The sequence below is a fragment of the Zhongshania sp. genome, from assembly GCF_047636175.1.
Taxonomy (GTDB): domain Bacteria; phylum Pseudomonadota; class Gammaproteobacteria; order Pseudomonadales; family Spongiibacteraceae; genus Spongiibacter.
This window is the reverse complement of sequence record NZ_JBLIKC010000032.1, coordinates 1-15,954: the sequence shown is the minus strand read 5'-3', so window position 1 is coordinate 15,954 and position 15,954 is coordinate 1. Positions and strand designations below refer to the sequence as shown.

Below are 15,954 nucleotides of genomic sequence, written 5' to 3'. Positions count from 1 at the left end.
ATACTCCCAAAATAATAGAAGTCACGCGTTCCAGATGGAAAGTACATAATGCTCAAGCAGCTCCTTAAGTTACCACTGTCGGCTAAATGCGGACTGATTACCGCGCTGATATGTGCTGTAGCCGGCCTAACATTGCTTCTCACCAGCATGACGGCGAGTAAGCAAATTCTTCTTGAGACCACCCATTTAATCGGCCAGCAATGGACTAACCAACTGGCATCACAAAGCCAGCAAGCCCTTTTGCGTAACGACAAGGTCAGTCTGCAGGCCATTTTACAGGACTATATCAACAGTCCACTCATTGTTTATGGCAGTATCGCCAGTGCGCGCAATGAAACCGTGGCGGAAACCGGGCATTGGCGCGCAGAAAATTTGAATTACGAAGCACAGGTTGCGGCTGATGGTCGGCTTGGCGTGGTCAAACTATCGCTTAGCAGAGAACTCATCGGCGATGAAATACGCGATCTCGGTAAAACCTTACTCATTCTCACCGGCCTATTAGCCTGCTTTAGCTATGCGATTATTGCTGTGCCGATGAGACGGATCGAAGAATTGTTAGAGCTCGCTCGCGCCCGTCTCGCGCAACCCTTGCGCAACGACCAAAGCGGCTACCCCGGCTCTGACAGCTTAGGTCAATTATTGGAAGAAATTCACAACCCACAAATACGATTAAGTAAGCTCGGCAAAAATCGCTTTAAAGATTATTATATTTTACATTGCCACTGGCAGTCTTACAGTGCTCTGCAAGCACAAATGGCGCCAGACAGTTTCCGCGAACACTTACGTACTAGCTATGCGCGCGGCGAAGCCATCGCCAAACTGTACCACGCTGATATTGTGGTACACCGACACAACGCCATTAGTCTGCGTTTTTTTGATGTGACCGGCACTGACCACGCTTTATTTCGCGCGCTTTGCTGCGCCGAATTATTGCAAAGTTTAGATAAAGTATTGCGCAATCGAGCGGGCATTGCCCACATTCATGGCGAGGGCGATCACTGGGAATGCGCTGCCAAGGAGTGCGCTGCCATCGATAACTTACACAACGTCACAAGCGAAGGCAAAGGCACTTGGCTGGACGACAGCAGTCGCGATAACGAGCGCATAGATGCCTGGGTAGATATTCGCGGTAATCACATCAGCGCAATGAAAGCACCTTACAATGATTTATTGGAAAGACAGCAAACCCAGTTGAAAAAACTCAGCCTTGAGGCTTTCAAACAAGACGCCGCCAAACTGCGGACTGACACTAGCGCCCCAAGATCTACTTAAGGTCATAGGCGCAAGCCCCAAAGCTGAAGTCTGCGCCGTCCTGTCAGCCAATACTTCGCCTTAGGCTATTAGCCCACCACTGTCTGTAAGGCATCTACCTTTTGGAAGCCGCGAGGCAGCTTATGTCCACGCCGGCCGCGCTCACCCAAATAGTGCTCCAATTCTGCAAATTTAAGCGACAAATGGCGTTTTCCCGAGATCACTTTCAAGACATCCCGCTCAGAAAAAATAGTCACTGCGGTCACATATTCGTCCCGACTTGCGACCCTCGCCGATGGAATGCCGATCATTTTATTGCCCTTACCACGCGGCATTAACGGCAAATCGCCAACCGGGAATATCAACATGCGGCCCTCGGTAGTCACCGCGACGACATGACTAGAACTCATATCTGCGATAGCCACCGGCGGCAAAACCAAAGCCCCTTTTGGCAGTGTAAGCGCCGTTTTACCGGCCTTATTTTTACTCTGTAAATCTGACAGCTTGGCAATAAATCCATAGCCGGCATCAGAGGCCAACAAATAATGACCGTCATCACTACCCATCATCATTCCAGTAAAATTAACACCAGAGGGCGGATTGATCCGGCCGGTTAGGGGCTCACCCTGTCCCCGCGCCGACGGTAGACCATGAGCGGCAACGGTATAGGTTCTGCCGGTACTATCGAAAATAATCACCGGCTGATTACTTTTGCCCTTAGCGGCCAATTTAAAGCGGTCACCCGATTTGTAACTTAGGCTAAGCGGGTCTATATCGTGGCCTTTACCCGAGCGAATCCAGCCCATTTCCGACAGAACCACAGTAACCGGTTCTGCCGATATAATATCTTCTTCAGAGAAAGCCCGCGCCTCAGCGCGTGTCACCAAGGGCGAGCGACGCTCATCGCCAAATTCTTCTGCCGCGGCGAGTAACTCTTTACGCACTAACGTTTTCATACGGCGGGCAGAACCTAGGGTTAATTCTAAACCGTCACGCTCAGTGGCAAGTTCATCTTGCTCGCCACGAATTTTCATTTCTTCAAGCTTGGCTAAGTTCCGTAACTTTAAGTCCAGTACCGCCTCAGCTTGGATATCAGTAATACCGAAGCGCGCCATCAGCACTGGCTTGGGCTGATCCTCTTCGCGAATAATGGCAATCACTTCGTCAATATTTAAAAAAGCGATCAGTAACGCATCCAAAATATGGAGGCGCTTCAGGACCTTCTCTAAGCGGTATTCAAGCCGACGACGGGTAGTTATGGTGCGTATTTCCAACCACTCACCAATAATTTTATCGAGACCTTTTACCTGCGGACGACCGTCCAGTCCGATGACATTCATATTGACGCGGTAGCTGCGCTCCAAATCTGTGGTCGCAAATAGATGATTCATAACCGCCTGTTTATCGATGCGATTAGAACGTGGTATTACCACTAAGCGCGTCGGATTTTCATGATCAGATTCATCGCGCAAGTCCACTATCATCGGTAGTTTCTTGGCCTGCATTTGCTGCGCTATTTGCTCCAACACTTTGGAGCCTGAGGTCTGATGCGGCAGAGCAGTGATAACAATGTCGTCGCCCTCATCCTGCCAAAGGGCGCGCATGCGCAATGAACCGCGACCACTTTCATACATTTTTCGCAGATCTTCAGCGGGCGTAATGATCTCGGCATCCGTGGGAAAATCTGGTCCTTTTACGTGCTCACACAAGTCGGCCACACTGGCACTAGGCTGATCGAGCAGGTGAATACATGCGCTCACCACCTCGCGCAAATTATGCGGTGGAATATCCGTGGCCATACCAACGGCAATACCGGTAGTGCCATTAAGAAGAATATTGGGCACTCGCGCCGGCAAGGTAGCGGGCTCGTCCATTTGACCATCAAAGTTGGGCACCCAATCAACAGTGCCCTGTCCCAACTCACTAAGCAGAACCTCTGCATACTTGGTCAGCCTAGACTCGGTATAACGCATGGCTGCGAAGGATTTTGGATCGTCTGGCGAACCCCAGTTACCTTGACCATCGATAAGCGGATAGCGGTAAGAAAAGTTCTGCGACATCAATACCATCGCTTCATATACTGCGCTGTCACCATGGGGATGAAACTTACCAATAACATCACCAACGGTACGCGCCGACTTCTTATGCTTGGCACTCGCTTTTAGCCCAAGCTCACTCATGGCATACACAATGCGGCGCTGCACAGGCTTCAGACCATCAGCGATATTCGGCAATGCGCGGTCGAGGATAACGTACATGGAGTAGTCCAAATACGCTTTTTCGGTGTAGCTCTTCAGTGGCATTTGCTCAACGCCATCGGCGCCAATCACAATAGTTTCGGACATATTCTGTTATCTAACCCTTTTCAATGATTATTTAAGCGCACCGCTAGGTAATATCCGCTATGGAACACTATGTGTCCTAAGGGTAATTACGAAGATTCACAAGCCTTGTGGCTCCGTATACTGATTGCAAGTTGATCAGAGGAGATCCAACATGACTGCGCAAAAAGTAGTAAGCCTATCAGAATATCGCCAAGATACGCAGCAGATGCATATTGACGACATTAGCGCACAGGCTTTCTTGTTTCTACAGGAACAAGCCCAAGAACTCGATCTCCCTATGCGCAAACTATTAAAAGAGCATTTACTTGGTATCGCCTGCGTCGTCAAAGCCGTTGAAGGGCTAGATGCGGCACAAAACTGGCTCGCCGTCATCAGTGATCAAATCAGCGCTAGCGAAAACCACTAAGCTCAATTCCTACTAGTGTGCGGTGACTTTCTTCTCACCGCAGCGTTCACATATATATACTGTCACCAGCTTACCCAGCTTCACATCAAACTGCTTTTTCTTATCAACCCGCCACTTGTGAAATCCTTCCCGACATAAAGTGTTCGGCGTTTTGCCTTGTGGCAGCTTTCGCTTAAAGGGCAGCACATCGCCCATAGTAATTCTCCTATTAGATTCACTACAACGCCCTACCACTGGGTGGGATTCAAGATTACTATACGCGCCTTGAGAAAGCTGCGCGATAACTGAACGCAACGAGGGAAAATCATGGAAATCAGCCGCAATAAAGTCGTGTCATTCCACTACGAACTAAGTAATGGCGAAGGTACCGTACTGGAAGACAACTTCAACGACACCCCGTCCTTATATATGCACGGGGCAGATAATATTATTAGTGGCCTAGAAAACGCCATGGCCGGCCACACTGGTGGAGATGAATTTGAAGTCACGCTTGCAGCCAAAGATGCTTACGGAGAAATTGAGCCGAATAAAACCGAGCGAATTCCAGCCAAATACCTGAAACACGAAGGCAAGATAAAAGTCGGCCAAGCAGTGCGCTTTAACACCGACAAGGGCATGCGCAACGCCACAATACTTAAAGTAGGTAAATTCTCAGTCGATGTTGATCTTAACCATCCACTTGCAGGTCAATCACTGTCCTTTAAAATTCTGATCAAAGATATTCGCGAGGCCACCGAAGAAGAAATCCGTCATCGCCATGCCCACGGTGAAGGCGGTCATCAGCACTGATAGCAAAAATCCTAGCGAGTGCATTTATGGCAATCCGACTCAAAATACTTTATAACATTGCTACGGTTGTGTCCGCACAGCTGCCAAAGGAAAACATATCTAAAAAGCACACGGAGCACTTCAAATATGAAAAAAATTATACTTACTGCTGCTATGATGGTAATGCCATTTGCAACTCAAGCCGCTGGTTATAGTGCAGCGGGCTGTGGTTTAGGCGCCACACTTTTCGAAGGTCAATCAGGTTTAGGCCCCCACGTATTAGCTGCTACAACAAATGGCTTCTATGGTACGCAAACGTTTGCTATGACATCTGGCACACTGGGATGCGACGTGGACGGTGTCATCAACGCTCAGGCGTCTCTGTATATTGACTCAAACTTGGATCAGATCGCAGCGGATATGTCTAAAGGTAGCGGCGAAGCACTTGACGCACTAGGCGCTGTAATGGGCGTTCAAAAGGCTGATCTGGCGCAATTCCGTTCGGTTATGCAAGCAAATTTCACCCGCATTTTCCACAATGAAACCACTACGGGTTCAGAAGTTACCAACTCCATTACCACTGTAATGAAAGGTGATAGCACACTGAACAAGTACGTCGGCTAAGCTCTCTGAGCACTAATGCTGCTCGGCAACATACTCTGTTGGTCGAGCAGCATGTTCCTCGAAGTCACTTCATAATCCTGTTTATCACTTCCATGATTGCCGCAGGTTGTTGTGCATCCGCCTCGATTAATAGCAGTTACAAACAACTATGCGCCGTCTACTCGTATTTATTTTCACATTTATAGTATGGCAATCACCCTGCCAATCCAGCCCCGTAAATTCAAGCGAACTGAATCCAGAATGGGCTAGCAGTCCCACTTGGATAGCGCTATTGAGCTACCAGCAAACACTATTCAATCAAGGTTATACAAGCCAAGCCGATAGCACGGCCTTTTTTCTAGCAAGCAATGGAAAGAATGATCCAAATTCTGAACTACTAGCCACTTTTGACGGGCTTTTTCAGAACAGCAATCTAGGCGATGAGCATCCACGCTGCCGTTTCCCAGCACGATACCACTGGCTGATAGAGAAACTCAGTACATCGATCAAGATTCCTGCAGCGCCGAAGTGCGGAGCATTTAATACATTCCGGGAAACCCTGAACGCAGCCGGGGCAACAATGATCTTCCCAGCCGCCTATCTCAACAGCCCATCATCCATGTTTGGTCATACCTTGCTGAGAATAGATCAGCATGGCCAGGACAAAAGCAATCGTATTCTCGCCTATACTGCCAGCTACGCCGCGAAAAATGATCCTTCAGACAATCAGCTCAGCTTTGTATTCAAAGGGCTTATGGGTGGCTATCCAGGAGAGATGACCGTACTGCCCTACTATATGAAACTGAAAGAATATCGAGATATCGAAAGCCGCGACATCTGGGAATATCCGTTAAATCTTACCCAGGAAGAGACCGATCAGATGGTACGCCATCTCTGGGAAGTATCAGGAGAAACATTCGACTACTATTTCTTCACTGAAAATTGTTCCTACCGCTTGCTGGGGGTTCTCGATGCGATTCGATCAGAAAAGCCCATGCTTAAGGCTTTTCGACTGCATGCCATTCCGGTCGATACTGTCCGCGCAGCATTGCAGCGCGGCTACATAGTCGATGCGATCTATCGTCCCTCTATCGTCAATCAATTTCAATATCAACTAGACTTGCTCAGTCCTGATCAGCGAGATCTGGTTTATGGGCTTGTGAACCACCCAATTCCGGAACACGCGAACTTAGAACACTACCCCGCTGAGCAGAAGGCCGCAATTTTGGAAACAGCCTTTCTCTATTCAAGGCTGGTCACTACAGTCCCCCAGCAAGTAGCGGCCAAACGCTCATTGCAACTGTTGCGCGACAGAAATGAATTGGATGTCGAAAGCCCACTGCCGGAGCTACCAACACCAACGCAGCGCGACGATCAGGGACATTTATCAAGTCGACTCCAAATTTCAGCTGGTAAGTTCGACGATCAACCCTATATCGGTTTCGACTGGCGACCTGCATACCACGCACTGAGTGACCCCGGACTCGGTTACCCTTTAGGCTCAGAACTTAAATTCGTAGATATGTCTTTACGCTACTACCAAGATGATGGCTTAAAGATGGAAGATCTCAGCCTGATAGGTATTAAATCGATCACTGCTCGAAACCGCTTTTTCCGACCTTTATCATGGACCTTTGATATTGGCGGTCATCGCGTTGAAGAACATGAAAAACGCGCATGGGTTCCCCATATTCAAGGATTAGCCGGGCCGGCATGGGATGTTAACGGCGGACTACTCTACGTCCTAGCCGGCGGCCAGGGACAGGTATCAAGTAAATTGAAAAGTGGATTTGATGTCAGGGCGCACACAAGCATTGGCTACCTGCGCAAAACGCACTCACAGCAATTTTTGATAAGCGCAAATTTTGAACAAAGCGCCATAAATGAGTCGGATCCCGATCTAAATCTGTCAGCCCGTCACGACCTGCAGCTCAGCAGCAACTGGAATATCTTCTGGGAGTTCGAGCGCAGTAAAATTAGCGGCAGCTACCGCAATCAGTATGAATTGGGAATTAAAGTCTTTTACTAATACAGAGTGCAACGGTAAATGGGGTACTAGAACAAGCCAAGAGAGCCGAAGCAATAAAGAATTTTCCGTAATGAACTGTTATTAAATCTTATACTTTTACAGCTGCTCGCAAAGAATTGCACCGCTGAAATGACAACATTTCTACGAGCACTTACTTCATTAAATCCCAAGCAAAAAAAACCCCGCTAAGCGGGGTTTTTTAACGAACAGCTTTACGCCTTATTCAGCGCTTGGCTCACTCGCTTCTTCCGCTGCAGCGGCTTTACTATCAGCTATTGCTTCTTTGATAGAAAGTTTGATGCGGCCACGAGCATCAACATCCAGTACTTTAACCTGAACATCTTCGCCTTCTTTCAAGTAATCGCTAACGTTCTCTACACGCTCATCAGAAATCTGAGAGATATGCACAAGACCGTCTTTACCCGGCAAGATAGTGACAAAGGCACCAAAGTCTACGATACGAGCAATTTTACCCGTGTAGATTGCACCGATTTCAGCTTCAGCCGTAATCGCTAGAATCCGGTTTACTGCATCGTCACGTGACGCTGCATCTGAGCCGTATACCCGAACTGTACCGTCATCTTCAATATCGATTTGGGCACCAGTTTCTTCGCACATGCTGCGAATGGTTGCGCCACCCTTACCGATGATGTCACGGATCTTATCTGAATCTACCTTCATAACGTGCATGCTTGGCGCGTTTTCAGAAACACCGCTGCGTGACGTAGCAAGAACCTGATTCATTTGACCAAGAATGTGTAAACGCGCTTGCTGAGCTTGTTCTAGAGCTACTTCCATGATCTTTTGGGTAATACCCTCGATCTTAATATCCATCTGCAGTGCAGTGATACCATCGGCAGTACCGGCAACTTTAAAGTCCATGTCACCCAAATGATCTTCATCACCAAGGATATCGGTCAAAATAGCGAAACGCTCACCTTCTTTAACCAAACCCATCGCAATACCGGCCACCGGGGCTTTAAGCGGTACGCCAGCGTCCATCAATGACAAGCTACCAACACAAACTGAGGCCATTGAGCTGGAACCGTTTGATTCAGTAATTTCCGACACCACACGAATAGTGTAAGGAAATTCTTCTGCTGTTGGTAAAACTGCTTCTAAGCTGCGACGTGCCAAACGACCGTGGCCAATTTCACGACGACCGGTGCTGCCCATACGACCGCACTCGCCTACTGAGTAGGGAGGGAAGTTATAATGCAGCATAAAGTTGTCTTTAAACTCGCCAGCCAACGCATCAACAAACTGCGCGTCACGGGTTGTACCTAAAGTAGCAACACCAATGGCCTGAGTTTCCCCACGAGTGAACAAGGCTGAACCATGAGCTTTGCCCAAAACGCCAACTTCAACCGAGATAGGACGCACTGTGCGGCCGTCACGGCCATCAATACGAGGCTCGCCATTCAATATACGATGACGAACAATTTGCTTTTCAAGCTTGGCAAATACACCGCGAACGTCATCGGCGCTGTATAGCGCATCATCGCCAGTTGTCAATTCTTCAATAGCTTGTTTACGCAATTCACCAATTTTGGCGTAGCGTTCCATTTTATCAGTAACGCGATAAGCATCACCAAGACCAGGCTTGTAGCCAGCGGCAACGGCGCCTAACAAAGCAGTATTTTCTTCTTCTGGCTGCCAATTCCAAGACGGCTTGCCAGCTTCAGCTGCCAGCTCTTTAATCGCTTGTACTGCCGCCTGCATTTCTTGATGGGCATATAGTACCGCGCCCAGCATTTGATCTTCGGTCAGCTGCTGCGCTTCGGACTCAACCATTAATACGGCGTCTTCGGTACCAGCAACAACCATATCTAATAGACTGGCTTCCAACTGCGCGAAGCTCGGGTTGAGGATGTAGCCATCTTCAGCGGTAAAACCAACGCGCGCTGCACCCACTGGGCCAGCAAACGGAACACCTGATATAGCCAACGCTGCAGAAGTACCGATTAATGCGGCAATATCTGGATCGTTTTCTTTGTCTGCAGACATAACAGTACAGATAACCTGCACTTCATTCTGGAAACCTTTAGGAAACAGCGGACGAATCGGGCGATCGATCAGACGTGAGGTTAAGGTCTCTTTCTCTGATGGACGCGCTTCGCGCTTAAAGAAACCGCCTGGAATTTTACCAACGGCGTAAGTACGCTCTTGGTAATGCACAGACAAGGGGAAAAAGTCCTGACCAGGTCTAGCAGATTTTGCTGCAACCACAGTACATAGAACCTGAGTATTATCAATTTTAACTAGCACTGCACCACTCGCTTGACGAGCTATACGGCCGGTTTCCAAGGTAACAGTCTGACTGCCCCACTGGAATGTCTTAGTAACGGGATTCACGGAGTAATTCCTCCCAAATAGGGGTTATATAAAGTAATAAGGGGGCCACTAAGGCCCCCTCACTTGTTCTTTTTTTAACGACGCAGACCTAAGCTTTTGATCAGCTTGCTGTAACGCTCTTGGTTTTTGCGCTTCAAGTAATCTAGCAATTTACGACGCTGATTTACCATGCGGATCAAACCACGACGTGAATGGTGATCCTTTTTATGACCTTCAAAATGGCCTTGCAGCTTGTTAATGTTGAAGGTTAACAATGCAACCTGTACTTCTGGAGAACCGGTATCGCCTTCGGCAGTTTGGTAATCCTTAACAACTTCAGCTTTCTCAACAGCAGATAATGCCATCTTCTTATTCCTCATTACTAATATGCGTTTATAAATCAAGCCTGACCGTGCATATTTACAGTCAGGTTCGGAAGGAATAGCGAAGTGCCAAGCCCTTCATTTCCTTTTACCGGGACACCGGCATAAATTCAGCCGGGCATTATCCCACAGTTGAGACCAAACGACGAGGCGTAACGCGCCCATCGTCCAAAATTTCACCAATTCCCAGTAATTTTCCATCTTCCGCAAGTAACACCACTGTCCCTGAGGTGGGCGCGCCGGAGACCTGCACGGGCTGCCCCTGCAATAAATAGTAGACTGCCGTTTCACCCAGGGTGAGCTGTGGAATATGGCCAAGTGCGTCAGTGATCGGCAGCAACAGGGCATCCAATCCGGCAAAATCGTCCGCATCACGCAAGACCTGCAGTGCGTCGGTAGAGACTGCTTGAGCCTCAACAAATGGACCAGCCTGCAACCGCCGCAAACTCGACACATGCCCACCACAACCAATAGCGAGCCCTAAGTCTTCGGCAAGAGAACGAATATATGTGCCCTTGGTACAACGCACCCGCACTACCGCGACAGCTATAACGCCGGGAGTAAAGGATTCCAATTCAAATTCACGAATAGTAACAGGTCGTGCTGGACGCTCAACGGTAATTCCCTTGCGTGCCAATTCGTATAAGGGTTTGCCATCACGCTTCAACGCGGAATACATGGGCGGCACTTGTAAAATATCACCGCGCAACTTGGCAATGTGCGACTCGAGCTCTGCCGCAGTGAGATATGAAGCGTCAACCTCAGCCAATACAGCACCTTCGGCATCGCCGGTATCGGTACGCTGACCAAAGATGAAGTGGCTGCGATACTCTTTATCGGCGTCCAATAGAAACTGGGAAAACTTGGTTGCCTCGCCAAAACAAATCGGCAGAACGCCGGTAGCAAGTGGGTCTAAGGCGCCGGTATGGCCGGCTTTGGTGGCATTATAAATGGCACGCGCAGTAACCATTGCACCATTAGAGGAGCGGCCAGGGGGTTTATCCAACACCAAAATGCCGTCAATGGACCGGCCTTTGCGACGTCTTGCCAAAACACTTATTCCTTATCGTCATCCGTATGACGGCTGCGATCAGCCTCAACCGCATCCTGAATAAGCTTACTGATATGCTGACCACGGTTAACGCTGGTATCGTAATAAAAGCGCAGCTGTGGCGTAGTGCGAGCGTTATTGATTTTAGCAACTTGGCTGCGCAGAAAACCCGCGGCCTTGTTTAACACGGCCAAGGATTCTTTCGCCTCTTCAGCTGTGTCTTTCCCCATAACGGTCACGTAAATCTTGGCATGGCTCAAGTCACGACTGACTTGAGCATCGATGACGCTGACCATACCAAGCCGCGGATCACGGAGCTCTTTCTGGATAAAGCTACCCAGCTCTCGCTTTAAAAAATCCGCTATCCGCGCTGTACGACTAAACTCTTTCAATTGACATGCTACTCCGCAACGTCAGCCCCTAAAGGCTGCGTGCAATTTCCCTAACTTCATACACTTCGATCTTGTCACCGGGGCGTACATCTTTGTAGTTCTTCACGCCGATACCGCATTCCATGCCGTTTTTAACTTCGGCAGCATCGTCTTTAAAGCGGCGCAAGGATTCCAACTCACCCTCGTAGATAACAACATCTGCGCGTAGAACTCGGATACGCTTACTGCGATAAACCGTACCTTCAATAACCATACAGCCAGCAATATCACCAAATTTCGGCGAGCGGAATACATCCCGCACTTCAGCAACGCCAACAATGTCTTCGCGCATTTCAGGGCTTAACATACCCGTTAACGCCGCTGTCACATCATCAATCACATCGTAAATCACGCTGTAATAACGAAGATCAACGCCTTCGCTCTCTGCTAATTTACGCGCACTAGAGTCAGCCCGCACATTAAAGCCGAACATTACCGCGCTGGAAGTTAACGCTAGGTTTACATCTGTCTCGGTAATACCACCAACGCCAGCTGATACGATGTTGACGTTAACTTCGTCATTACCAATGTCCATCAATGACGCCTGCAGTGCCTCTAGGGAACCGCGAACATCAGTTTTAAGAACAACATTCAAAATACGACGCTCGGCTGATTCCATGCTTTCAAACATGCGATCAAGCTTAGCGGCTTGCTGACGCTTAATACGCTGTTCGCGATCTCGCACTTGGCGGAAATCGGCCACTTCACGAGCGCGCTTGTCGTTTTCAACCACAACAAAGCTATCGCCCGCTTCTGGCGTGCCATCAAGACCCAAAATTTCTACAGGAATCGAGGGGCCCGCTTCTTTAACAGGCTTACCATTCTCATCAAGCATGGCACGAACACGACCGGAACATTGACCGGCCAACACGATGTCGCCTTGGCGCAATGTGCCGCTTTGAATCAACAGGGACGCAACCGCACCGCGGCCCTTATCCAAGCGAGATTCAATGACCAAACCATGAGCCGGCAAATCCGCAGCCGCTTTCAATTCTAGCAATTCAGCTTGCAGCAAAACGGCATCTAGCAATTTATCGATACCTTCACCAGTATGTGCAGATACATGCACAAACTGGGTATCACCGCCCCACTCTTCCGAAATAACATCTTTTGCAGACAGCTCGTTCCTAACGCGATCAGGATCCGCGCCTTCTTTATCCATTTTATTGACAGCAACAACCAATGGCACGCCAGCTGCTTTCGCATGCGCTACAGCTTCTTCGGTCTGCGGCATAACGCCGTCATCTGCTGCGACAACAAGAATAACGATATCGGTACTCTTGGCCCCACGAGCTCGCATCTGAGTGAACGCAGCGTGACCAGGCGTATCGAGGAAGGTGATCATGCCGTGACCAGTTTCAACATGGTAGGCACCGATGTGCTGGGTAATACCACCCGCCTCACCGCTTGCTACCTTAGTCTTCCGGATATAATCGAGTAAGGATGTTTTACCGTGGTCGACATGACCCATTACGGTAACAACGGGCGCGCGGGCAATCATTGTGCCTTCGCCGCGTGCTCCCAAGGTTTCTTCAAGCGCCTCCTCAACTGCGTCATCAGAGACCAGCTTAGTGCTATGGCCCATTTCTTCGACGACAAGCTGAGCAGTCTCTTGATCAATAGGCTGATTGATGGTGACCATCATCCCCATTTTGATCATTTCTTTAACAACTTCTGAAGCCTTAACTTTCATTTGCTGAGCAAGCTCGGCCGCGGTGGTGGTTTCACCGATATTAACCGCGTAAACAATCTTGTCAGTAGGGGCTTGGAAAGCATGACGCTGCGCGTCGTCTGGTAATTTCAGGGTCTTTTTCTTGCGGCGACCGGCGAAGGAACCTGCCCGATCTAGATCATCACGCTTATTGCCGCGAGACTTACCACCCTTGCGACGCGGACGGTCATCATCTGCGGCAGCGGCAGGTGCTGCTGCACGACGATGATGGCGAGGTGCTGGCTTTTCGCTAGTATCGCTACCAGCTTCTTTCGCGGCAGGCGCAGGCGCAGGTGCGGCGGCAGCTTGGGCGGGCGCTTTTGCTTTTTCCTTGCGCAGCTCTTCGTCGCGCTTTTTATCAGCTGCCACTTCTGCGCGGCGCTCCTTAACTCGTTTCTCTTCTTCTTTGCGGCGGATGATTGCACGCTGACGAAGAATTTCAGGATCGACGTCTAATACGTCTTCAACCACTTCTCGATATTCATCGGTTTTATTCGCAGGAGCGGTTGTTGGCACTGGGGGAGCAGCAGGCGCCTGTACAACAGGCTCTTGTTTTACCGGCTCCGGCGCTTTTTCTTCTACAACTGGCGCTGCCTCGGGTTCGGCTTCTGGCGCTTTTTCTTCAGCAATAACAACCTCTACTACGGGTTCAGGCGCAGCTTCAACAATCGCCTCTACCTGGGCCACCGCATCAACAACGTCGTCTTTTGTCCCCGGCTGAGCAAGCTCTTGCGCCGCGGCGTCCGCAGCCATTTCAGCAGGATCACGTTTTATGTACGTCCGCTTTTTACGAACCTCAATATTAACGGTTTTCTTACCCGCGCCGGATCCTGTTTTAAGCGTGCTAAGTGTCTTACGCTTCAAGGTGATTTTCTGCGGTGCCTCGGCTGATTCTCCGTGGCTCCGCTTTAAGAAAGTCAGCAAAGTTTGTTTGTCTTCATCAGACACAGCTTGCCCAGCAGCGCTGTGCGACAGCCCCGCTTCCTTCATTTGTCGCAATAATCGTTCTACAGGCGCGCCAACGACTTCAGCAAGCTGGCTCACGGTAACTTCAGCCATTCATCATTCTCCCAAAACGGTACGACTCGCTTATTTTGCAGATTCTTCTTCGTCTGCAAACCACGGAGCACGGGCAGTCATAATTAACTCACCAGCCCGTTCTTCAGTCATGTCTTCAATGTCGAGAAGATCTTCAACAGCCTGTTCGGCCAGATCTTCCATCGTTACAATGCCACGGCTGGCAAGGATAAAAGCGAGATGCTTTTCCATACCTTCCATTGCCAGCAGGTCTTCAGCCGGCTCGGCACTCTCTAATTTCTCTTCGCTAGCTATCGCCTGAGTCAGCAAGGCATCCTTAGCGCGAGCACGCAATTCTTGCGCAATCTCTTCGTCAAAGCCTTCTATAGACATCATTTCTTCAAGCGGTACGTAGGCAACTTCTTCCAAAGTTGTGAAACCTTCTTCCACTAATACTTCAGCAATATCATCACCGATATCTAAGGCGTCGACAAAATAACTGATGACCTGACCAGATTCTTGCTCGTGCTTGGCGCCCATCTCTTCAATGCTCATCACATTGATAGTCCAACCAGTCAACTGCCCGGCAAGGCGCACATTCTGACCGGCACGACCAATGGCCTGGGCAAGATTGTCGTCTGCCACACCAACATCCATAGTGTGGGTATCTTCATCCACAACAATAGATTCAACTTCAGCCGGGGCCATAGCGTTAATAACTAACTGTGCTGGATTATCATCCCATAAAATAATATCGACGCGCTCATTGCCCAGCTCACCAGACACGGCTTGCACACGCGAACCACGCATACCAACACAAGCACCTACGGGATCAATACGACCATCATTGGTTTTCACGGCAATTTTTGCCCGTGAACCAGGGTCGCGAGCAGCAGCGCGAATTTCAATGACATCTTCAGAAACTTCAGGCACTTCAATTTTAAATAATTCGATCAGCATCTCTGGGCACGCGCGGCTCAAAAACAACTGCGGGCCACGTACTTCGGGACGCACGTCAGCGAGAATTGCGCGAACTCGGTCGTTAATCCGAAAAACCTCACGGCCAACTAATTCTTCACGGGGCAATAAAGCTTCTGCGTTGCCACCAAGATCAACAATGATACTGTCGCGAGTTACTTTCTTGACTGTGCCATTAATTAGCTCGCCAACGCGACCGCTATATTCTTCAACAATTTGAGCACGCTCGGCCTCGCGTACTTTTTGCACAATAACCTGCTTGGCAGTTTGTGCAGCAATACGACCGAAACCAACATTTTCAACCAATTCTTCGTGGGTATCGCCAGCCTTTAAGTCAGCACTATACTCGTGCGCCTCTTCAGTCGTGAGCTGAGTACCTAGTAGCGCCATTTCATCGTCTGGCATAACCAACCAACTGCGGAAAGTCTGATAATCCCCGGTGAGTCGATCGATCACCACACGGATTTCAGAATCTTCGTCATAGCGTTTTTTAGCGGCTGTTGCCAATGCCTGTTCAATCGCTTCGAAAATAATGGTTTTAGACACACCCTTTTCGTTCGATACGGCTTCAACTACCAGTAATATTTCTTTACTCATTATCCGCCTCTTTCCGCAGCCGGCCATTTGAAACATTCATCCCCGACTAA

Annotated in this window: 13 protein-coding genes; 5 read left to right on the top strand and 8 right to left on the bottom strand. The window is 49.2% G+C overall.

The features are described from left to right. Positions 1-48: 48 nt before the first annotated feature. On the top strand, positions 49-1,272 hold the full coding sequence (locus ACI955_RS15605) for a hypothetical protein (RefSeq protein ID WP_415244668.1): 1,224 nt from the start codon (positions 49-51) through the stop codon (positions 1,270-1,272). A 68-nt stretch (positions 1,273-1,340) separates the two neighbouring features. Here ACI955_RS15605 and parC read toward each other — a convergent pair whose 3' ends face one another. Continuing rightward, positions 1,341-3,596, bottom strand: a complete 2,256-nt coding sequence (parC, locus tag ACI955_RS15600; RefSeq protein WP_415244667.1) for a DNA topoisomerase IV subunit A — start codon at positions 3,594-3,596, stop codon at positions 1,341-1,343. 151 nt (positions 3,597-3,747) lie between these two features. On the opposite strand from parC, the gene ACI955_RS15595 reads away from it, so the two are divergent. After that, a complete protein-coding gene (locus ACI955_RS15595) occupies positions 3,748-4,002 on the top strand; it encodes a hypothetical protein (RefSeq protein ID WP_415244666.1) in 255 nt (84 codons plus the stop codon). A 12-nt stretch (positions 4,003-4,014) separates the two neighbouring features. Here the strand turns inward: ACI955_RS15595 and ACI955_RS15590 are convergent, their stop codons facing one another. Continuing rightward, entirely contained in the window at positions 4,015-4,197 is a 183-nt protein-coding gene (locus ACI955_RS15590) for a hypothetical protein (protein ID WP_415244665.1), read from the bottom strand. 111 nt (positions 4,198-4,308) lie between these two features. Between ACI955_RS15590 and ACI955_RS15585 the strand changes: the two genes are divergently transcribed. From ACI955_RS15585 to ACI955_RS15575, 3 genes are all read left to right on the top strand, one after another. After that, positions 4,309-4,791: an FKBP-type peptidyl-prolyl cis-trans isomerase gene (locus ACI955_RS15585; protein WP_415244664.1), complete on the top strand. Its 483-nt coding sequence runs from the start codon at positions 4,309-4,311 to the stop codon at positions 4,789-4,791. A 126-nt stretch (positions 4,792-4,917) separates the two neighbouring features. After that, a complete protein-coding gene (locus tag ACI955_RS15580) occupies positions 4,918-5,394 on the top strand; it encodes a DUF3015 family protein (RefSeq protein WP_415244663.1) in 477 nt (158 codons plus the stop codon). 271 nt (positions 5,395-5,665) lie between these two features. Further along, on the top strand, positions 5,666-7,402 hold the full coding sequence (locus ACI955_RS15575; RefSeq protein ID WP_415244662.1) for a DUF4105 domain-containing protein: 1,737 nt from the start codon (positions 5,666-5,668) through the stop codon (positions 7,400-7,402). A 219-nt stretch (positions 7,403-7,621) separates the two neighbouring features. Here ACI955_RS15575 and pnp read toward each other — a convergent pair whose 3' ends face one another. The 6 genes from pnp to nusA all read right to left on the bottom strand — a co-directional run bounded on the left by pnp (position 7,622) and on the right by nusA (position 15,904). Then, positions 7,622-9,757: a polyribonucleotide nucleotidyltransferase gene (pnp, locus tag ACI955_RS15570; protein WP_415244661.1), complete on the bottom strand. Its 2,136-nt coding sequence runs from the start codon at positions 9,755-9,757 to the stop codon at positions 7,622-7,624. 74 nt (positions 9,758-9,831) lie between these two features. Further along, positions 9,832-10,101, bottom strand: coding sequence for a 30S ribosomal protein S15 (rpsO, locus tag ACI955_RS15565; RefSeq protein WP_368374862.1), 270 nt, complete (start codon positions 10,099-10,101; stop codon positions 9,832-9,834). A gap of 139 nt (positions 10,102-10,240) precedes the next feature. Then, positions 10,241-11,170, bottom strand: a complete 930-nt coding sequence (gene truB, locus ACI955_RS15560) for a tRNA pseudouridine(55) synthase TruB (protein WP_415244660.1) — start codon at positions 11,168-11,170, stop codon at positions 10,241-10,243. A 5-nt stretch (positions 11,171-11,175) separates the two neighbouring features. Then, complete coding sequence (gene rbfA, locus ACI955_RS15555; protein WP_368374860.1) at positions 11,176-11,562, bottom strand: 30S ribosome-binding factor RbfA; 387 nt, start codon at positions 11,560-11,562, stop codon at positions 11,176-11,178. A 28-nt stretch (positions 11,563-11,590) separates the two neighbouring features. Next, positions 11,591-14,371, bottom strand: a complete 2,781-nt coding sequence (gene infB, locus ACI955_RS15550; RefSeq protein ID WP_415244659.1) for a translation initiation factor IF-2 — start codon at positions 14,369-14,371, stop codon at positions 11,591-11,593. Between the two features lie 30 nt (positions 14,372-14,401). Beyond that, positions 14,402-15,904, bottom strand: coding sequence for a transcription termination factor NusA (gene nusA, locus ACI955_RS15545; RefSeq protein WP_415244658.1), 1,503 nt, complete (start codon positions 15,902-15,904; stop codon positions 14,402-14,404). Positions 15,905-15,954 lie beyond the last annotated feature (50 nt).